We start from the raw sequence: 19,610 nt of genomic DNA, 5'->3' as shown, positions 1-19,610 counted from the left end.
GCCGGAGCAGACCCCCGAGGTTCCCCGTGAACCAGGGCGGGCTCTCATGGTCATTCCGCAGCCCGAGCCGCTGACGCCGTGGCAACAGTTCAAGGCGGACCTCCCCCAGTCCTTCGACGACTTCATCGGCTACATCGCGGGGGGCGGACACCTTCACGCTTTCTGCAAGGAAAGGGGGATCAACTACACCACTTTCCTCAAGTTCATCTGCGCCGATCCGTCGCGAAGTGAGATGTACGCGCGAGGGAGGGAAGACAGGGCCGATGTCCTGGCCGACGAGATTGTGGCTATCTCGGACGAAACCGAGGTGGTCGCGAAGACCAGGGCGAACGGGGAGGTGGTGCTCGAACTGGACCCGACGGCGGTTCAGCGGAACAAGCTGCGCGTGGACGCCCGGAAATGGGCTGCCTCGAAGCTGAAGCCGCGCACCTACGGGGACAAGCTCGAGCTGGGCGGCACGGTCAACCACAAGGCCATCAGCGACGAGCAGCTGCTGGCCCGGCTGGCTGCGTTCGGCATCCAGTTGTCGGCGATCAGGCCGCAGGCGCAGGAGGCGAGCGACGATGCTTGAACTCGCTGCACCCAGCCAGGCGCCGGTGTTCGACCTCGCCACGCTCACGCACGACCAGCGCGTGGAGCTTTCGAGCCTGATCGACGAGCTGGAGCGCCGCCGCAAGACGCGCCTCATCGAGTCGATGTTCCCCGACACGGGGCCGCTTCGGCGCGAGCTGTACCCGAAGCACCTTGAGTTCTTCATGTCGGGCGCGCTCAACGACGAGCGCGTCTTCATGGCGGGCAACCGCGTTGGGAAGACCGTCGCGGCCGGTACCGAACTCACCTACCACCTGACTGGGCGCTATCCCGACTGGTGGCAGGGCCGGCGCTTCAAGAAGGCCATCCGCGCCCTGGCCAGCGGCGACACGCACGACACGACGCGGGACATCATTCAGGACAAGATGCTCGGCGGCACGACCGACGAGACGCTGTACGGGACCGGCTTGATCCCTGGCGACTGCATCGAGGGCTGGACCAAGCGCATGGGCGTGCCAGGCGCGGTGGAGAAGATCACCGTCAAGCACGTCAGCGGCGAGAACAGCGAGCTTTGGTTGCGCAGCTACGTGCAGGGCCGCAAGATCTTCCAGGGCTTCGAGCTGGACGTGTTCTGGCCCGATGAGGAATGCCCCGAGGACGTGTATGAAGAAGGGCAGGTCCGGCTGCTGACGACGGGCGGCATTTCGATGCTGACCTTCACGCCGCTCAATGGGCTCACCACGCTCGTTCAGGCGCTGACCAGCAACAACCCCGACAAGCCGGCCATCAGCCGCGACGTGATCCAGTGCGGCTGGGATGACGTGCCCCACCTGTCCGAGGCCGCGAAGGCGAAGCTGCTGTCCAAGCTGATGCCCCACCAGCGCGACGCGCGGACGAAGGGCATCCCCGCGCTGGGTTCGGGTGCTATCTACCCGGTGGCCGAGACGGACATCGTGATTCCCGACATGGCGATCCCGGACCACTGGCCGCGTGCCTATGGCCTGGACGTGGGCTGGAACCGCACCGCTGCAGTGTGGGCCGCGCTCGATCGTGAGGCGGACGTCGCCTACCTCTACTCCGAGCACTACCGGGGCCAAGCCGAGCCGAGCGTGCATGCGGCTGCCATCAAGGCCCGTGGCGATTGGATCCACGGCGCGATCGACCCCGCGAGCCACGGCCGCCAGCAGAAGGACGGCGAGCAGCTCTTCCAGAGCTACACCGACCTGGGCCTGCTCATCGCCAACGCGGACAACGGCGTGGAGTCGGGCCTCTACGACGTGTGGGAGCGCTTGTCGACCGGCCGGCTCAAGGTCTTCAAGTCCTGCCGCAACTGGGTCGACGAGTACCGCATCTACCGGCGCGACGACAAGGGCCGGATCGTGAAGGAGCGCGACCACCTGATGGACGCGACCCGCTACCTCGTGAAGACGGGCCTTTCCCTGGCCCGCGTGAAGCCCCGTGTGCGCGAAGGCACGCGCCAGGGCTCATGGAGAACCGTGTGACCCCCAAGGAAGCCGACGACATGACCGTATCCCTATTCAAGGCCGCACTTGCGCCTGTCCCAACTCCGATCGACCTCGAGGAGGAGCGCGAGCGCTGGCGCCGTGCGGCCGCCGAGGAGGCGCAACGCCGCGCCGAGGCCCGTGCGTGGCAGCTCACCTTCAACCGTCTCTTCCCCCATCAGGCAGTACCCGTATGACCAACGTCTCCCTGCTCGGCCCGCGCGGCACCCCAATGGTCGAACTCGGCGGCGAGCGCGCCTGGCGCCAGTACACGAAGGGCGACATGGTGTGCAGCCTGCAGTGGCTCGACCTCAAGGCCCACGATCCCAACTTCCCGGAGGACGGCCCGATCCCCTGCATGGTGCTCTTCCATGCCTTCCGGCGCTTGGAGACCGGCGCGCACGTCATCCCCCAGCGCTACGCCTACCTCTACGGCGCCCGTGAGGGGAAGCCCACCCCGTACTTCTTCTCCGGTGTGGTCAATGCCTGCGAGACGCTGGGCTTCGACCGCAACGACAAGGCCGCGCAGTTCCGAATGATGGATCTGGTCGTCGAGGCCATGCCCGACCTGATCTTCATGCCGTCCGAGCAGCCCAGCGCGCTCGAAATCAAGCGCCACCGCCTCGGGATCGAGGTCACGGCCCGCAACGGCAGCCAAACCCTGCATAGCGAGGTGATCTGATGTTCGACGACCTCTCCAGCACGACCAGCGCGCCCCCCACCGAGGGCGAGATTGCGCAAAACCCGGTGTCGCAGACCCTCAAGGGCCCGGCCAACCCGAATGACGCGAGCGGCGACGAGATGGCGAAGCACCGCCACCACGTGCTCATGGACCTGCTGGAGTACGAATCGGAGCGCCAGGCCGAAGAGCGCATCCAGATGCAGATCGACGAGGACTACTACGACCACCTTCAGTGGCGTCCGGAGGATGCCCGCGAGCTGATGGAGCGCGGGCAGGCGCCGCTCGTCTTCAACGAGGCCCGGCAGACCATCGACTGGATCAGCGGCACCGAGAAGCGCATGCGCAAGGACTACCGCATCCTGCCGCGCGAGCCCGACGACGAGCAGGGCGCCGAGCTGAAGACCAAGCTGGTGAAGTACACGGACGACGTGAACCTCACCCAGTGGCACCGCTCGAAGGCGTTCAAGCAGGCAGCCACCGCGGGCCTGTCCTGGCTGGAGGAGGGCATCAACCCCGACCCAGAGCAGGAAATCGTCTACAGCGGCATGGAGGACTGGCGCAACGTCTACCGCGACAGCCACTCCCGCAACCTCGACATGAACGTCGACGCGCGCTACCTGTTCCGCCGTCGCGTGATCGACCTCGACTATGCGATCGCGCTCCTGCCAGGCCACGAGGCCCACTTGCGCGCCATGGCCGGGCGCCACGACGAGATGGAGCAGGGCGACGACATCTGGTACCTGGGGGAGCGCCTCACGGGAGCGAGCGACACGGAGTGGGGGACCTCGAACCTGTCCGGCTTCGGCGAGCGCGCGGCCTACATGCACCGCAGCGGGTATCACGACATCAGCCGCCGTCGCTCCGTTGAGCTGCTGGAGTGCTGGTACCGCGTGCCTGAGCGCGTGAAGGTGTTCGCGGCCGGGAAGGTGCAGGGCCGCATCGTGAACCCCAAGGACCAGCGCCACGCCCAGGCCATCGCCGAGCGCGTCCCGACCTACGAGGCCGTCAAGATGCGCATGCGCCTCATGGTGGCCACCAAGCAGGCGCCGATGATCGACATGGCGAGCCCGTATGCGCATGGCCGCTTTCTGCTGGTCCCGATCTACGCCTACCGCCGCGCCCGCGATGGCCTCGCCTACGGCCCGATGCGCGGCATGCGCGACATTCAGGACGACCTGAACAAGCGCCGCTCGAAGGCGCTCTATGCGCTCTCGGCCAACAAGATCGTGATGGACCATGGCGCGGTCGACGACATCGAGGATCTGCGCGTGGAGGCAGCGCGACCCGACGGCATCATCGTGAAGACCTTCGGGAAGGAACTGAAGTTCGAGAAGGCCATGGGCGACTACCAGGGCAACCTCGAGCTGGCCGCTCAGGACAGCCAGCTCATGCGCAACGCCGGTGGCGTCACGAACGAGAACCTGGGCCAGGACACCAACGCTCAGTCCGGAAAGGCCATCGGCCTGAAGCAGGACCAAGGCGGCCTCGTCACCGGCGAGCTCTTCGACAACCTGCTCCTGGCCATCCAGCAAGCCGGCAAGCTGCGCCTCTCCCACATCGAGCAGTTCTGGACCGAGGAGAAGGCCGTGCGCATCGTGGGCAAGCGCCGGCCCATCGAGTGGCTGCAGGTCAACAAGCTGGACCCCGCGACCGGCCAGATCCTCAACGACGTCACCGCCCGCGAGGCCGACTTCATCGTCGACACCCAGGACTACCGCGCCTCGCTCGCGCAGTCGGCGCTCGAACAGATGTTCGACCTGCTGGGCAAGATCGCCGTGTTCGCCCCCCAGGTTGTTCTCAACGTGCTGGACCTCGTGGTGGAGAGCGCTGAAATCAAGGACAAGGACGAGTGGGTTGCGCGGATCCGCAAGCTCACCGGCCAGCGCGACCCGAGCAAGCCGCCGACGCCCGAAGAGCAGCAGATCGAGCAGGCGACCATCGCGAAGCAGCAGGAACAGGAGCAGCTTGCGACCGACACCGCGAAGGCGGCGCTCGCCGAGATACAGGCGAAGGTCGACCTCCTGCGCTCTCAGATGACGAAGCTGGACGTGGACGGCGTGCTCGGCCGCGTTGAGGCGATGTACTCCGCGCTGCAGGCCGCGCAGATCGTCGCCACCACGCCAGGCGTCACGCCGGCAGCCGACGAGATTGCGAAGAGCGCCGGCCTCGAAGACCAGCATCCCGGAGGCATCCCCGCGCCCGCCGCCATGGCGCAGCGCGTGATGGGCGGCGCGCAGCCGGCCGTGCCTGGACCCGCCGATGCCGCCCCGCCCGCGGCCGACCCCGGCGCTCCCCCGAGCCCGCTGCTTGGTGTGGAGGGCGGCATGCAGACGCAGATCCCTACCGACAACGTTCCCCCACCGCCCGCTGATTCGGGCACCAATCACAACCTGGAGAGCCAAGATGGCAATTTCTGAAGATGACCTGCGTGGCCTGAGCGCCGTTGAACGCGAAACCCTCATCGCGGCCGAGGCCGATGACACCGACGGCGACATCGCGCGCGAACTCGGCGGCGCCGCTGACGCACCCGCACCGGCTGCCGGCAAGGAAACCACCGTGCCTGGCGATGGCGCGGAAACGGACGATGACGACGACGCTGCTGCTGCCGCCGCCGCTGCAACCACGACGCCGCCCACGCCCGACAAGCCGGCAGGCGAAGCCGCCACCACCACCGCCGAGGGGGAGGGCGCCAAGACCGAGGAAGAGCCCGAAGCCGACCTCGTGGCCCCGCGTGCGGCGCCCGCCGACATCGCCGAGCAGCGCGCGGCCCTGAATGCCCGCGAGGACGAGTCCATGCAGAAGCTGCTGGACGGCGAAATCACCCAGGAAGACCACTCGAAGGTCAAGAACGAGGTTCGCGCGAAGCTCGATGAACTGCTGGTGGCTGAGGCGACCGACCGCGCGACCCAGCAGATCCAGCAGAACGAGATGATGAAGGTCTACCAGGTCGAATTGCGCGAGACGGTGAAGCTCGGCAAGGCGGCGGGGCTGGACTACGTGAAGGACGAGAAGCTGCAAACGCAGTTCGATCGCGCCGTGCGCATGTTCTCGACCGAGCTTGCCGAGCAGGGCATCTACGACAAGCCGGGCGACCTCGCCAACAGCAAGCAGGCGCTGGCCGAGGCCCATGCGTTGATGCTGCGCCGCCACGGCAAGACTGCGGCAGCTCCGGCGCCTGCACCGGCTCCTGCGCCCGCTCCAGCCCCGCCCGCAGCGAAGCCCCGCCCGGCGCCCGATCGCTCGCAGCTCGGTGTCACCCTGGCCGGCGTGCCTGCCGCGGCGGATGCGCGCATCACGTCGGAGTTCGCACACCTCGAAGGCATCACCGAGCCCGCGGCCCTCGAGCGCGAGCTCGCGAAGCTGTCGCCCGAGGCTCAAGAGCGGTACCTCGGAGCATGAGAAAGCAGACCACGCTCTTTCGGATGCTGCGCGTCGGCGAGCGCGTCTCGTTCGACAACGGACGCATTGCGCTCAGCCTGGAGGACAAATCAGGGCGCACGGCGCGCCTGAAGCTGACCCTTGCCGAGGATGTCGTGGTCGACAAGCCACGGGCCGCTGCAAACGACGAACCGTTGCCTTCAGCAGGTGAGAAGCGTCGAGGCGGGGCGTTCGGCAACTGAGGAGCGCTTCGCCGAAGATGGCCTATCATCAGCAGAACGCCAGTCAGTGCAAGTTCACCCAACCCCGCTTCTGCGGGGTTTGTTTTTTGGCGATTCCCTCACTAGGCAGGAACCATGAAGAAGACCGCCGCGGGCCAGGCAGGGCGAGGTTGACCGACATGCCTTCACGGGTCGCCGGGAACTCGCGTGCAGGGCAGGCTCTCACCCTCGCCGAGCTCCGCATTGCAGGGCCTGAGTTTGCTCCGTACCAACTCGGGAAGCCCATGTACTTGTACGATGGCGAATCACATGTCGGGACCGTCGAAGCCGTGACCGTATTACGGGATGGGCACGACGTTCATATCGATCGCTTCGTACCCGCAGCCCTATCAATGCGCCAGAGCCGGGTGTCGAGAAATCTTGTGGTCGTTGAGATAGTCGCATTCTTGGCCAACCATTTCGCGACAGTAGCGACGATCAGGGTTTCTTTGAGGTCGCCCGTTGAAACGCACGACGACATCCTCAAGGTCGCGAGCGCCCGTGCCCATCTCCTGCGTCGGATCGGTGCACAACAGATCAATATCATCCCCAGTACCGAGCCCTCAAATCGAGGCAATTTCACGGTATATGGGGTCTGGACGCGCAACTCCGAGAGCCTCGAGAACCTCAACGCCGCGCTTTGTGACGAAATCCGAGCGCACCGATCTCGGAGGGCGGCTGCGGCCACTGTCAGAGGCCGCCTAGCAAGACTCGGCGAATGGATGCAGCGCCTGCTTCAAGGCTCGACTGACAAAGGAATCTAAAGCGAGTCTGGGAGTGCAGCTGCGGCCCATGTCAAGAGCGCATCCCTGCGCCGGGAACCTTCGCCAGAGCCGGCTTCGCCGGCCGCCACTCAATTCTGACGCACGTCGTCGGCGGTTCTGCCCACGGCCAGCATGCTCACCTAGCCCAAGGGAGTCCACCCCCGAGCGATTTCCGTCGGCATCCTGCTTGACGTTGGAGGCCCATGCACGCCACCCCTCAGATCACACAGAGCGGCAATACGTTTCCGCGGGGGCAAGCAAGGCCTGAATCTAGGCTCATGAGATCGGCGCCAGGGCGAGCGCCGAGCAGCTTGGCGATGAGTGCCGACTCGAGTCGAGGCGAACACTGGCGCCTCCATTGCACGCATTCTGAGGAGGCAGGGCGCTTGAGAGAAAGTCAGGCGGTGGTCGGCCTAGTAGTCGCGAAATGGGAATCCAAGCAAGGTCAGAATCAGGAGGCGATCAATGCCCATGCATTTGTTAGCGCAACTCTGCTGCGCTCAGCTTCCCATGAAGATCGAGGAAGACGATGACATTGAGAAATGCTGCGCGCTTCGCGCCGCCGAACTGATTGAGGCGGATATCCCTCCTTATTCCACTTTCTTGGGCGCGCGGGGTCATGCCAAGTATTCGGGCCACGCCACGGTAATGCGTGTGACGCCAAAGGGTCATGCAGCGTCGGGGATACGAATCGGCGACGCTCAGAACTCCGCAAAGTACTCTTCGATCGCTGGTGATACGCCCTCACGGCGAGCAAGCGTCGGCCTGTGAGCCCGGCGACCGCGCGAAGACGCACACGCTCACTCGCAGGTTGCGCTCCGGCGAGCGCGTCTCGTTCGACAACGGACGCATCTCGCTCAGCCTCGAGGACAAGTCAGGCCGCACCGCGCGGCTGAAGCTGACCCTCGCTGAGGACGTGGTGGTCGACAAGCCCAGCGTGAGCGCCAACGACGAGCCGAAGAACGGGTTGCTGCTTTCAGCGCGCGAGGCGTGATCGACGGCCTGTGACTGAGCGACCCCGGACCCGTCGGCGAACGGCAGCTATCGGCAGAAATGAAGGGTAGGCATGGGCCCATGCCGCCTCTGAGCATCTTCCGAGGGACCCTTCGTGCTTGCCGGCGTGCCGTGTTATGCGCTCCGCTTTGACGGCCGGTAGGTTGGCTGGGATCTGCATGTAGGCCAGCTAGCGTCGAGAAATAGTCGGGGTCGAGCAAATTGCCGTCGTCCGAAAGAGTCTCCTTTGATCCGCGCAGATTTTGCCCTTCACGGCTCCCGAATGCCTTCAACCCAGCGCTTCACCGCGCGCTTGAGCGCCTTCTGTTCGCCATGGCTCGGCATGAGGTGTGTCCTGATCAGCTCCAGCTGGGCAAGGTTTCTGGGCTGGAGAAAGCGTGCCGACTCCGCGATGAAATCCTCCGCCCCCGTCAGCACGTCCCGCATCGGGCCGGCGTCGCCAAGCAACTTCTCCAGCGCATCCTGATTAAGCAATTCGATGCCGGGCGCGCCAAGGACGTCTCGAAGCCATGGGAGCACCCGGAAGGCGATGCCGCGTTCGTGGCCCTGCACATTCGACGACAGGAGCACCGACGCGCCTTCTAGGCGACCGATCGTCACCATCGACACTGCGGCGCGGCCCGACCCACCTCGCTGCGTTTCGTCTTGGGCCGTTCGGATCTCGCCATTCAGCCGAGCAACTCCCTGGAGCTGCGCCCAGAATCGATCCTTACTCTGGAAATCGGCGAAGAACTTCCGCATCGCCTCTGCGGCAGACTTGACTCGCGGCAACAGCAGCTCCGCTCGTCTAACCAGAGTCGCTCGCTGCTCAATTAAATCGACCAGCACTCTCTGGCGGGCTTGCTCGCTGAACTGGCGCTCCATTTGCGCGACCACTTCGGTGAACTTGACGCCAAATTTGCGCAGACCGCAGTCCTGACCGCAGTTCGTTTCCTGGCCGTTCGTCTTTCGGATTAGGTAGCCGAAGCGATGGCGCTTCGTGCACCCGTTCAATCCGCACGTTGCCCAAGAGGATTCCGCCTCGGGGAGTTCGTACTTGCCGAAGATCTGACCAAACTCGTCCGGCGCAATCACCAATGCGCTGGAGTAGAGCGGCCTGAGAGCAAACGCTTCCGTAGTTTCGACCTGAATAACGACGTCGGCCACGGGGGATCGAAACTGGGACTCGAAGGGACAGTAAGCGATGAGATGGATCGTGGCGTCGGCTTCAAGTGCCGTTGGGAGTTCTGGGCGCATCAGGGCATCCTTAACAATGCTAGCGCCTGCGGCCGTCGTGTAACAGCCGTTGACCCCGGATTCCGGGATTCATATAATCACAGGCGCACAAACAAGTGGTGACCGCCCATCCGCCAAGATTCAAGCGGGCACCTCGTAGCTTCAAAAATGCCGCACCCATTGTTTAATGGGTGCGGCATTTTTTTTGGCCTCCAGGATTATGAGGCCTGTTCATGCATCCAGTGATTATTATCCGTAGAAACCAGTACTTATTTCTGACTGGCCGGTCATTAATGCGCGTTTGGACTGACAGTGGGTGATGTATCTCGAACCTGCTGCGGCTGTTGCCAGAACTCCGCTCGTATTGTGAATTGGCTCTCGCTGCGGAGTACCGGGCGCGTTTTGCCGAGTCCCCATCTCTGCAGCAGCGATCCCCGAGGGGTGTTGATTTTAGAAAAGTCTGATATAGGCTACTGAGCAATTGAGTCCGCAGACGCGCGCAAGCGGGAGCGGGCTCAGGCCACCGGGGGTTGTCCCGGGTTATGCGCAAGACGCGCTACCTCGCCGCTGAGTCGGCAAAGGAGCGTGTACTGTGCGTACTCTGATCGGGGTCAACGACCCACAAGCAGTCAAGAAGTGGGCCTCGTTGATGGCCGTCGCCATCAACAAAGCGTCCTACTGGGCGAAGAAGTTCGTCGGCGAGGGCAAGGACGCTCGCCTCCCCATCCAGCGCATCGACGACCTCGAATCCGGCGCGGGCGATGAGGTCATGGTTGACCTGCTCATGCCCATGAACATGGAGCCGCTGATCGGTGACGAAACCCTCGACGGCAAAGAGCAGGCGCTGAAGTACTTCACCGACCGCCTGCGCATCGACCAGGTGCGCGGTGGCGCCGACCTCGGCTCGCGCATGACCAAGAAGCGCACCCTGCGCAACCTGCGCCAGGACGCGAAGCGCGTGTCCACCGACTGGTGGAAGCGCCTGCAGGACGAGCTCTACTTCATCTACCTCTCGGGCACTCGCGGCACGGGCGGCGGCATGGTGTGGAGCGCCGGCAACCCCATCTTCAACGTCAACGCGCTCACCGCGCCCGACGCGATGCATCAGATGTATGGCGGCACCGCCACGTCGAAGGCTTCGCTGACCACGGCCGACGGCTTCACGCTGCGCCTGATCGATAAGGCCGTGGCCAAGGCCGAGACGATGGGCGGCGACGGCTCGGACGAGCTTTCGATGATCCCGGTGTCGATCGAGGGCGGCGACCACTACATCGCCCTGATGCACACCTACCAGGCGGACGCGATGCGCAAGGACGCCGGCACGGGCGGCTGGCTCGACATCCAGAAGGCCGCTGCTGCTGCCGAAGGTGCGAAGAACCCGATCTTCACGGGCGCGATGGGCATGTACAACGATGTGATCCTGCACAAGCACCGCAACGTGATCCGGTTCTCGGACTACGGCGCTGGCGCCAACCTGCCGGCCGCTCGTGCCCTGTTCCTGGGCTCGCAGGCTGCCCTCGTGGCCTTCGGTGACAACGAAACCGGCACCCGGTATCGCTGGACCGAAGAGACGAAGGACCACGGCAACTCCGTTGCCATCGGCACGCACTCGATCATGGGTGTGAAGAAGGCTACCTACAAGTCCAAGGACGGCGCGACCGTCCGCGACTTCGGCGTGGTGGCCATGGACACCTACAACGTCGACCCCAACGCCTGATGACCTGACGCCCCGGCTCACCCCGGGGTGTCGGTTCAGCACGTTCGACCACTTCTCACCCATATCAGGAGCCCACCATGGCCAAGTTCCTCTCCGAAATCATGACCGGCAAGCGCTCGGTCCCCCAACCGGACGACGCCGATGTCGATCGCGTCCCCGTATCCATCGTCCTGCCCGTCGCCGCGCTGGCTGCCGGCGACCTGTTGAGCCTGATCCAGCTGCCGCCCGGCGTCACGCTGGTGGACTACGACGTGTTCGCGCCGCAGCTGGACAGCAATGGCGCTCCCGCGCTCGCGCTCTCGATCGGCAGCGAGAACGCTGCTGGCGATGACCTGGGCGTGGTCTACGAGGCCGGCCTGACCCCCGGCCGCACGGCCAACGGCTCGGTGTCGCGCTGCGGCAATGCCGTTGCCCTCAACGCTGACAACTCCGTCGCCCGAAAGATCGCCCTCAAGGTGACCACGATCGCCGCGACCTGGGCTGGCGCGGGCAAGACCGTGACCGTTCTTCTCGCCCTCAAAGGCTGATCGCGCGCCCCGGTTCGTGTGCAAGGGGCCGCAGCGGTGTGGCCCCTTTTTCTTGACCTCAACCCAACCCCCAGGACTGCAAGATGCAAATCCATGCCTACCGCCGCACCGCAAAGACGCCTGTTGAACTGTTCGGCCTGAGCCTCGCGTTCGTGCCCAACTCGGCCGGCGACGTCGTGTGCGAAGTAGAAGACGAGCGCGCCATCAATCGCCTGCTCGAGATCTCCGATGCCTACCGCCCGTACAGCGGCGAAGGCGTGCCCGCTCCGGCTCCGGCAGCGCCCGTCGCCGCACCTGCTGTGCCCACCGCAACGCCTGCCGCGCCTCCCGGTGGTGGCGATGAAGGCGAGGGCGACAAGGTGTTCGACACGGTGCTGCTCGGCTCCGAGTCCCTGCCGCCGACCTTCGACGTGCTCGGCGTCACCTACACGCAGGCCCAGGTCGTGGCTCTAGCCTTCGCTCGCAGCGGCATGGACCGCGAAGAGTGGAACCTGAACGACGAGGACGATCGCGAAGCGCTCATCGAGGGCGAAGTGGTTAAGCTCATCACGGCCGCCGAGGAAGAGGCCGCGAAGGCTGCCGAAGCCGCCGCGCCTGCTCTGGCGCCCGCTGCCTCTGCTCCTGCCGCCGAAGTCAACCCGCTCATCATCACCAACGGCGAGCAGACGCTCGACCTGGGCACGCTGAGTGCGACCAAGCTGCGCGAGTTCGCCGCGGCCAACGACATCGAACTGCCGGGCGGCAACAGCACCAAGGTGGGCGACCTGCGCCTGATGGTGGCGAAGGCACTCCAGGCCTGATGCCATGAAGGCCTCTCGCGTCATCGGCCAAGCCCGCATCCTGCTGAAGGATGCGGACGCCGTGCGTTGGACTGACGCCGAGCTCCTCGGCTGGCTCAACGGCGCGCAGCTGCAAATCGTTGCCGTGCGTCCGGACGCGAAGGCCACGAAAGCCGACCTCACGCTGGAAGAGGGCGTGGAGCAGCGGATCCCCGCGGGCGGCACGCGGCTGCTGGACGTGATTCGCAACGTCGGGGGCCGCGCCATCACGCTCATCAACCGGGACCAGCTCAACGAGTTCGATCCGGACTGGTACATCGCCGATCCGACCGACCAGCAGAAGCACTACACCTTCGACGCGAGCGATCCCAAGTCGTTCGAGGTCTATCCGCCCGCGACGGCCGGGAACAAGGTGCGCATCCTCTACGCCGCGGTGCCCACCGACTGCCCCACGTTGGACAACGACATCGACCTCGACCCGATCTACGAGGGGCCGCTCATCGACTGGGTGTGCTACCGCGCCTGGATCAAGGACGGCGACAACTCCACCGACGCGCCGCGCGCTGCCAATGCGCTCGCCACGTTCATGCAGGCCCTGACGGGCAAGACCCAATCCGACCAGGCCTCGACGCCTGCCCGCAAATGAAGCCGTGGTCTTCCTTCCTCAAGGACGTGCGTCCCGATGCGCCCGGCAAGGCCGAGCCCGTCATCGAGCACGCCATCCTGCGCGCCCTTCAGACCTTCTGCACCGAGACGCGCGCGTGGAAGGTGCTGCTGGACCCGATCACGACGCAGGAGGGCGTGACCTCCTATGACCTCGATCTGGACAACGCCGAGGTCGTGCGGCTGGAGAGTGCCACGCTCAACGGCCAGGACTACGCGATCTGGCGCGCCGGTGACAGCCCGCGTGGGCGCTACGTCTACACGCCCGACGGCAAGACCGTGATGTTCGCGGAGAACCCGGAGCCGGGCCTGCCGCTGGTCCTCACGTGCAGCGTCACGCCGAGCAACAGCGCCATGGGTGTCGACGACGCCCTCTATGACCGCTACGCCGCCGTCATCGCGCTCGGCGCCGTCGTGAAGCTCACCAGCGACCCGACCAAGCGCGACGACTACGACAACCAGGTCGCCCGCATCAAGACGCGCCTCTGGCGCGGCAATGCGGCCGTCCGTCCACGCGCGCGAGCGCAATTCTTCTGAGGCGCCATGAACAAGAACGTCAAATCCCTCTTCTTGCTGCGCGGTGCCACGGCGCCGGCCACGTCGCAGATTGCCATGTCGCCCGAGGGGCCGTCCCGCACCTTCCAAGTCGTGGGCAAGACCACGGCCGGCGCCGGCGCGGCCGAGGTCGACATCCTGGGCAGCAACAGCGACGACGTGAACGAGGCCGTGCTGCTGGGCACCATCAGCCTCACGCTCGGCACCGTGCCGAAGGGCGAGGGCTTCGCGAGCACCGCGCCGTGGCGCCTTCTGTGGGCGCGCGTGAACAGCATCAGCGGCACCGGTGCCTCTGTCTCCGCACTGGTGGGGGCCTGATGACTGTCACGCTCTACCCCACTCGCAACGGCGGCGCCACGGCCTCGGGCGGCGGCTCCAGCGTGGTCGACACGCGCAAGCTCGCCAAGTGGCACGCTGGTGGCGTGGCCGGCAAGCACATCTGCTGGTTCGGAGACTCGACGCGCGAGCAGCTCATCGGCGATGGCCTCACTGCCGTCGACAAAGGGCCGATCGGGCGCCTGGGCCAGATCTACCCGGCGCTGCGCTCGTGCCTCGAATCGAACCACGGCAAGAACGGGCAGACCATGAGCGGCTTCGTCGCTCCAGGCGACCACGACCAGAACGGTTCTCTCCTCTACACCGGAATCGACACGGTGGCCGCCCGCAAGGCGGACCTGTACCTGGGGACCTACGGACTGAACGACTTCCGCGGCGGCGTCACGCCGGGCGGCGCCGGCAACCCCCTGGGTGGCAACTATCCCGACTACCGCGTGGCCTATGGCCAGCCGGGCATGGTGCAGATGGCGCTCGTCTTCCAGTTCTGGATGCAGTTCGTCATCACCCGGCTCAGGGCGCAGAACCCGAATTGCGTGATCGTGTGGGTGATGCCGAACACGGCAACGCCGAACTGCGCCTACATGGCCAACGGCGTGCAGCCGCTGCACCTGAACAACCTCGTGCGCCTGTCCTATCGCGGTGACCCGGCGCTGGGCGTGCCGAGCCCGGAGACGTTCGCCGACGGCGTGCTCGTGGTCGACACGCTCGCCAGCCTGTTCCCGCTGCAGCCGGCGAACAGCTCCACGCTGATCAACCAGCCCAACGACGGCCTGCATCCGACCTTCCCCGCGAAGATCAACCTGCTCATGCTCGTCGGTGCGCTCCTCGAAGGCCCGGCTACGAACACGCTGGCCACCGCAGAGCAGGCGGCCGAGGCAGCAGCTTTCGAGCGCGCGCTTGCCTCGGGGACCGCGATCGCCGACCCGGAGGCGATGAAGCACGGCACCGAGTACAAGCGCGCCTACACCACCACCGTCGACAGCAACTCGGTGTTTTGGGACGTGATCCTGGGCCCGACGAACAATAGCGTGAATCACGCATGGGGCGGCGTGGGCGACGTGGCGCTGGGCTCGGCCACACCTCCCGGCCTGAGCCTGGGCGACAAGGTGGTGTGGGCCAGCACGCCGACGAAGGTCGATACCGTCAAGCGCTACCCCAACCAGAACCCCGCCGGCTTCCTGCTGCGGATCTACGACGGCGATGACTGGTCCAACAAGGGCTTCCCGTCGCCCAACGGTGTCGGCGACACCGGCGTGGTCTACCGCAGCAAGTACGCGGGCTCGATCGCGGCGCGGTGGAACGACTTCAAGCTCAAGCGCGGGACCATCGAGCAGGCGCAGAGCGCGTTCAAGAACGCCTACCGCATCACCGTCGTGGCGACCGCTGACGGCTCGCTCCAGTACCGGGGCGTGGGCGGCGAGGTCGGCGCCGTCTCGGGCGACACCGGCACTTCCCACGTCCCAACCACCAGCGACCTGCTCTGCCTTCCTGGCATCGAGGGTGGCGCCACGAGCGGCGGCGCCGACAGCTACATGGGCCTGCCCCTGACGGGCGCGACGTTCGCGCTGGCCAGCGGCGTCCGAACCATCACCCTCGCCGGCGTGGACTTCCGCGACGCGATCGGTACGCAAGGTTTCCTCCTCTCCAACACCTGACCTTCAAGGGAGTACCGAAATGTCCTTCAACGCCACCTTTGCCAACGACCTGGCGAAGCTCATCTTTCAGGCCATTGCGATCGCCGGCCTCGCCGACAACGCGGCATCGAGCCCGCTGACCACGCTCTATCTCGGCCTGCACACCGCAGACCCTGGCGCCGGTGGAACGCAGATCACCAACGAGATTGCCTACACCGGCTATGCGCGTATGGCCATCGTGCGCACGGCCGCGGGATGGACGGTCGTGGGCAACATCGTGAGCCCGGCCGCGAACGTCGACTTCGGCGAAATGACTGCGGGCGCAGGCGGCACCGTCACGCACATTTCCGTCGGCACCGCGGCGGCTGGCGCCGGCAAGGTGCTGGTGCGCGGCACGCTGACGCCGAACATCGTCGTTGCGGTTGGCGTCACCCCGCGCGTGAAGTCCACGAGCACGATCACCCTCGTTACCGCCTGAGCGAGGGCGCGTGATTGGCCGATCCCAAAGTCAAAGCCTGCCTCACGTTCGCGGGCGCGAACAACGCGACGTCGTTCAGCGACACGCTGGGTAACGCCTGGACGAGCGGAGGGGGCGCAAAGCTCTCCACTACCTCGCCCCTGTTCGCGCCGGCGAGCGGGCTCTGCGCTGCGGCAGGCGACTACTTCACGTCGGACGCTGGCGCCGCGCACAAGCTCGGCGCTGGCGACTTCGCCGTGGAAGTGTGGTTCGAGACGAGCGCCGACGATGTGGCGCTGCTGGATGCGTCCGACGGCGACAGCGTGGGCGGCTACCGACTGGCGATGGCCGCGGGCGGCAGCAACCCCTCGCTCTTCATCTACAGCAACGGCGGGTTGTTTCTTGAGACCTTTCTCTCGCCGTTGGGCCTCAACTTCAAGAATGCGGGACTCTGCTATGTCTGCTTCCAGCGCATCGGCACGCGCGTGGGCGTCTTCTTCGGGAGCAATGGCGGCGCGGTCAAGTACCTCACCTACGGCGATGTCGCCGACTCGACCAACCTGCACCTGACGGCAGGGGCCGTGCTGCTCGGCCGCCAGGGCTTCGACCCGGCCAACCGGCGCTTCGTGGGCAAGTTCGGTGGTGTGCGCGTGACCTCTGGCGGCAGCCGCTGGGCCTGGGCCGACATCGCCACGATGCCGTCTCCCTACGATGTGCTCGGCGGCGGGAGCACGATCGTGGAGGCCTCGGCCACCGTCACCGCTGATGCTTCGGCTTCGGCTGGCTCTGCGCAGATCGTGGCGGGCCTCGGCGCAGCGACCGCCGACGGCCAGGCAGCGGCGGGGAGCCAGCTCCTGCTCGGCGCCGTCGCCACGATCGCCGACCAGAACCTGCCCTATGTGCCCGCCTATGGCGACCCTGCGGCCTACTTCCCGCCCGGCGCCTACCGGCTGACCGTCGCCAATCGCGCGCAGATGCAGACCGCACTCGACACCTATGGCGTCGTGCGGCTGGACGCGGGCGACTACTACACCGGGGGGCCGGCGAACGTCGTGATCAAGCCGGGGCAGAAGCTCATCGGCATCCCCGGCGTGTCGATCGTCCCCAAGATCACGATCCAGGCTGGGTGCAGCGCGGCGACCGTCATGGGAGTGACCTCGGGCGACAGCTTCAACTTCCCCACTTCCAGCACGCCGACCGTCAAGAACGCCTTCGGCATGATCCGCGGCGACATGATCGCCACCGGCGCTACGCTGGAGCAGAACCTCATTGCCAGCTCGAACGGCGTCGTGCGCATCGACAACAGCGGAGGCGGCTACGCCCGCAACAACCGATGGGTGCGCACGCACACCCACGGCCTGGGCGGCGACGGCCTCGCCTGCTTCCTGCTCAAGGGCGGCGCTGGGCGGACCTCGTTCAACAACACGATCGTCGGCTTCAACACCCTGGGCGCCGTGAACGCCGGCCTCGAGGTCAGCGGCCAGGACACGTTCAGCGTCGTGGGCTTCGACGAGGAGAGCTATGCGCCGCACGCGGACGGCAAGGCCTCGCTGGTGGCGCGCGACGTGGGCACGCTCAACGTCATGGGTGTGGGCGGCGTGGTGTACGGCAACGATGGCGTCGACTCGGGCGCCGACAAGACCAACATCATCTATCACCAGCAGACCGCGACTTCGGGCGGGAAGCGCATTCGCCTTCAGGCCGAGGCAGCGTCGGCCGCATGGTGGCGCACGAACAACTCGGCGCCCGCCGATGCGGCCGTTGGCGCGCTGCGCGTGACGGAGACGGCCAACTTCACCTTGCAGGCCAACGGCATCACGCCGGCGAGCCTGACGAGCGCTGCCGCGCTGGCGCACTTCGTCCCGCCGCTACCCCCCACTTCCGTGGCCTGGGGCGGGCCGCAGCGCCGGCCAGTGCCGGACCCAGCCGGCCCGAACTGGAATGTGGGGCTTGCCGGCAAGGCCGACGACGTGCCCGCGCTCCAGGCGCTGTGCAACGCCGGTCTGGTGGTTGAGCTCGAACCGCGGATCTACTACTTCGGCTCGACCCTCAAGGTGCGCCCGAACCAGGTCTTCAACGGCGTGGCCGGGCAAACCGCCTTCGTCGCCAAGGACAGCTCGCTCCAGATGATCGAGACGAACTGGGGCAATGGCTCTGCGCTGGCCTCGCCCTACACGGCGGCACTCACGATGATTGACCTCGTGATGCAGGGCGGCAAGAACGGCCTGCACCAGTCCGAGGGCAACACGCAGCTGAACGAGTTCTGGTTCGTCAACGTCACCTTCCGCGACATGGTGGAGGCGGGCACCTTCCTCGACAACGCCTACGCCTGGGACAACGGTTGGTTCCAGCACTGCAACTTCCATAACTGCGGCGCTGGCGTCAAGCAGCGGCAGACCATCGGCGACGGCACCGGCCCGACCATCGCCTACATCGACAAGACGAACTTCTTCCGGTGCCAGTGGACGAGCTGCGGGCTGCCGCTGGACATGGAGTGCGGCCGCGCCGACAACCTCAACACGTGGACCGAGTGCTACTTCGAGGACAACACCGGCAGCGCGGTCATGCTCGTGGGCGGGCACAACTACCCGACCTTCACGAACTGCGCCTTCATCAACAACGGCGGCACGGTGGCCGTCGACGCGAAGCTCAACCAGGTCATGCTGGTGGGCTGCCAGATCGTGGGCAGCGCGGCGAACACGGCGCTCGTCTCGCCGTCGGCCATCCTCGAGGGCTGCACGCTCTCGCGCGGCGCAGGCAACGCCGTTCTCTTTGACTTGGCCAACGTCCCTTTCAGCAATGCCTACTACATTGGCGGCGCGGTCTTCAACTGCACTTCGATTGATGTGCCGTTCGGCAACCTGCTCGTGTATCCCACGCGGCTCTCGATGCTGGCCGTCAACTCCTCCTTCCCGGAGGCCGAGGCGAACTGGCAGAAGCCCATCAGTGCGATGCGCTACGACTCGAAGGGCACCTATGACCTGGGCGATGACGTGCGCACGACGCAGTTCGCGTGGCTCGACGGCGGCGTGATCCCTGGAACCCGGTTCCTGCGAGACATCGGCGGGGGAGGCGGGCCGAACAACGTTGCCTTCACCGCAACCTCGATCGCGGGCGCCGTTGGCGCGCTGACGGGCGATGCGCCGGGCGCCGGCGCCGGTGGCGCGATCGCCTCGGCACTTTGGGAGGCCTCGGCCGATGCCGCGGGCGCGTTCAACTCGAACGCCATCGTGGGCACCGAAGGCGAGTTCGACATGCGGGCGAGCGCCGACGTTGCCTTCATCGCGACTGGCATCGCTGGCGGATCTGGCGTCCTCGATGCCATTGGCGGGCTCGTCGCCGAAGGCGGGGCGATCAACGCCGGTACCGCAAGTCTCGATGCCCAGGCCGATGCGGACTTCCGCCTCTCTGTGATCCGCAGCGCTGTAGCCGAGGCGGTGCTCGAGCTGGTCTTCAACGCGAACGGCGGAACTCCCCCGGGCGCGGGCGGCACCTTCCTGGCGGCACCGGCCCTGCGCACGATGTATCGGCCGCAGAAGCCCCGACTTATGACGCGGCCTGAGCAGCAGCGCGTGATGGTCAAAACCTGATTTTCG

At 66.1% G+C, this 19,610-nt stretch carries 19 protein-coding genes; 18 read left to right on the top strand and 1 reads right to left on the bottom strand.

Annotated elements, in window-relative coordinates; all coding sequences use genetic code 11:
* The first annotated feature begins 46 nt into the window (after positions 1 to 46).
* The 9 genes from AC1DNF_RS18315 (at position 47) to AC1DNF_RS18275 (ending at position 8,111) form a co-directional block, all read left to right on the top strand.
* Entirely contained in the window at positions 47 to 571 is a 525-nt protein-coding gene (locus AC1DNF_RS18315; RefSeq protein WP_478150036.1) for a terminase small subunit-like protein, read from the top strand.
* A complete protein-coding gene (locus tag AC1DNF_RS18310; protein ID WP_478150035.1) occupies positions 564 to 2,033 on the top strand; it encodes a terminase large subunit domain-containing protein in 1,470 nt (489 codons plus the stop codon). The genes AC1DNF_RS18315 and AC1DNF_RS18310 overlap by 8 nt, the downstream gene beginning before the upstream one ends.
* Positions 2,030 to 2,230 carry a hypothetical protein gene (locus AC1DNF_RS18305; RefSeq protein ID WP_478150034.1) on the top strand — a complete coding sequence of 67 codons (201 nt, stop codon included), beginning with the start codon at positions 2,030 to 2,032 and terminating at the stop codon, positions 2,228 to 2,230. Before AC1DNF_RS18310 ends, AC1DNF_RS18305 begins: the two co-directional genes overlap by 4 nt.
* Positions 2,227 to 2,715, top strand: coding sequence for a hypothetical protein (locus tag AC1DNF_RS18300; RefSeq protein ID WP_478150033.1), 489 nt, complete (start codon positions 2,227 to 2,229; stop codon positions 2,713 to 2,715). Before AC1DNF_RS18305 ends, AC1DNF_RS18300 begins: the two co-directional genes overlap by 4 nt.
* Positions 2,715 to 5,132 (top strand): portal protein, encoded by a 2,418-nt coding sequence (locus AC1DNF_RS18295; RefSeq protein WP_478150032.1) that lies wholly within the window; start codon positions 2,715 to 2,717, stop codon positions 5,130 to 5,132. Before AC1DNF_RS18300 ends, AC1DNF_RS18295 begins: the two co-directional genes overlap by 1 nt.
* The gene (locus AC1DNF_RS18290; protein ID WP_478150031.1) at positions 5,119 to 6,114 is read left to right on the top strand and encodes a hypothetical protein; all 996 of its coding nucleotides are present in this window, start codon (positions 5,119 to 5,121) and stop codon (positions 6,112 to 6,114) included. The genes AC1DNF_RS18295 and AC1DNF_RS18290 overlap by 14 nt, the downstream gene beginning before the upstream one ends.
* Positions 6,111 to 6,335, top strand: coding sequence for a hypothetical protein (locus AC1DNF_RS18285; RefSeq protein ID WP_478150030.1), 225 nt, complete (start codon positions 6,111 to 6,113; stop codon positions 6,333 to 6,335). The genes AC1DNF_RS18290 and AC1DNF_RS18285 overlap by 4 nt, the downstream gene beginning before the upstream one ends.
* 1,292 nt (positions 6,336 to 7,627) lie before the next feature.
* A complete protein-coding gene (locus AC1DNF_RS18280; RefSeq protein ID WP_478150029.1) occupies positions 7,628 to 7,888 on the top strand; it encodes a hypothetical protein in 261 nt (86 codons plus the stop codon).
* 40 nt (positions 7,889 to 7,928) lie between these two features.
* The gene (locus tag AC1DNF_RS18275; protein ID WP_478150028.1) at positions 7,929 to 8,111 is read left to right on the top strand and encodes a hypothetical protein; all 183 of its coding nucleotides are present in this window, start codon (positions 7,929 to 7,931) and stop codon (positions 8,109 to 8,111) included.
* Positions 8,112 to 8,380: 269 nt separating this feature from the next.
* Here AC1DNF_RS18275 and AC1DNF_RS18270 read toward each other — a convergent pair whose 3' ends face one another.
* Positions 8,381 to 9,367 (bottom strand): hypothetical protein, encoded by a 987-nt coding sequence (locus tag AC1DNF_RS18270; RefSeq protein WP_478150027.1) that lies wholly within the window; start codon positions 9,365 to 9,367, stop codon positions 8,381 to 8,383.
* A 571-nt stretch (positions 9,368 to 9,938) separates the two neighbouring features.
* Here AC1DNF_RS18270 and AC1DNF_RS18265 point away from each other — a divergent pair.
* From AC1DNF_RS18265 to AC1DNF_RS18225, 9 genes are all read left to right on the top strand, one after another.
* On the top strand, positions 9,939 to 11,063 hold the full coding sequence (locus tag AC1DNF_RS18265) for a N4-gp56 family major capsid protein (RefSeq protein WP_478150026.1): 1,125 nt from the start codon (positions 9,939 to 9,941) through the stop codon (positions 11,061 to 11,063).
* 77 nt (positions 11,064 to 11,140) lie between these two features.
* Positions 11,141 to 11,590, top strand: coding sequence for a hypothetical protein (locus AC1DNF_RS18260; RefSeq protein ID WP_478150025.1), 450 nt, complete (start codon positions 11,141 to 11,143; stop codon positions 11,588 to 11,590).
* A gap of 83 nt (positions 11,591 to 11,673) precedes the next feature.
* Positions 11,674 to 12,390 carry a hypothetical protein gene (locus AC1DNF_RS18255; RefSeq protein WP_478150024.1) on the top strand — a complete coding sequence of 239 codons (717 nt, stop codon included), beginning with the start codon at positions 11,674 to 11,676 and terminating at the stop codon, positions 12,388 to 12,390.
* A 4-nt stretch (positions 12,391 to 12,394) separates the two neighbouring features.
* Positions 12,395 to 13,015 (top strand): phage adaptor protein, encoded by a 621-nt coding sequence (locus AC1DNF_RS18250; RefSeq protein ID WP_478150023.1) that lies wholly within the window; start codon positions 12,395 to 12,397, stop codon positions 13,013 to 13,015.
* Complete coding sequence (locus tag AC1DNF_RS18245; RefSeq protein WP_478150022.1) at positions 13,012 to 13,569, top strand: hypothetical protein; 558 nt, start codon at positions 13,012 to 13,014, stop codon at positions 13,567 to 13,569. The genes AC1DNF_RS18250 and AC1DNF_RS18245 overlap by 4 nt, the downstream gene beginning before the upstream one ends.
* A 6-nt stretch (positions 13,570 to 13,575) precedes the next feature.
* Entirely contained in the window at positions 13,576 to 13,905 is a 330-nt protein-coding gene (locus AC1DNF_RS18240) for a hypothetical protein (protein ID WP_478150021.1), read from the top strand.
* The gene (locus tag AC1DNF_RS18235) at positions 13,905 to 15,578 is read left to right on the top strand and encodes a hypothetical protein (protein ID WP_478150020.1); all 1,674 of its coding nucleotides are present in this window, start codon (positions 13,905 to 13,907) and stop codon (positions 15,576 to 15,578) included. Before AC1DNF_RS18240 ends, AC1DNF_RS18235 begins: the two co-directional genes overlap by 1 nt.
* Before the next feature lie 19 nt (positions 15,579 to 15,597).
* Positions 15,598 to 16,035, top strand: coding sequence for a phage tail fiber protein (locus tag AC1DNF_RS18230; protein WP_478150019.1), 438 nt, complete (start codon positions 15,598 to 15,600; stop codon positions 16,033 to 16,035).
* A 14-nt stretch (positions 16,036 to 16,049) separates the two neighbouring features.
* Complete coding sequence (locus AC1DNF_RS18225; protein ID WP_478150018.1) at positions 16,050 to 19,604, top strand: right-handed parallel beta-helix repeat-containing protein; 3,555 nt, start codon at positions 16,050 to 16,052, stop codon at positions 19,602 to 19,604.
* Positions 19,605 to 19,610: the final 6 nt, after the last annotated feature.

The sequence above is a fragment of the Variovorax sp. 01T432 genome, assembly GCF_056398605.1.
Note: the sequence above shows the minus strand (reverse complement) of the source record. Positions and strands in the feature narration are given on the sequence as shown.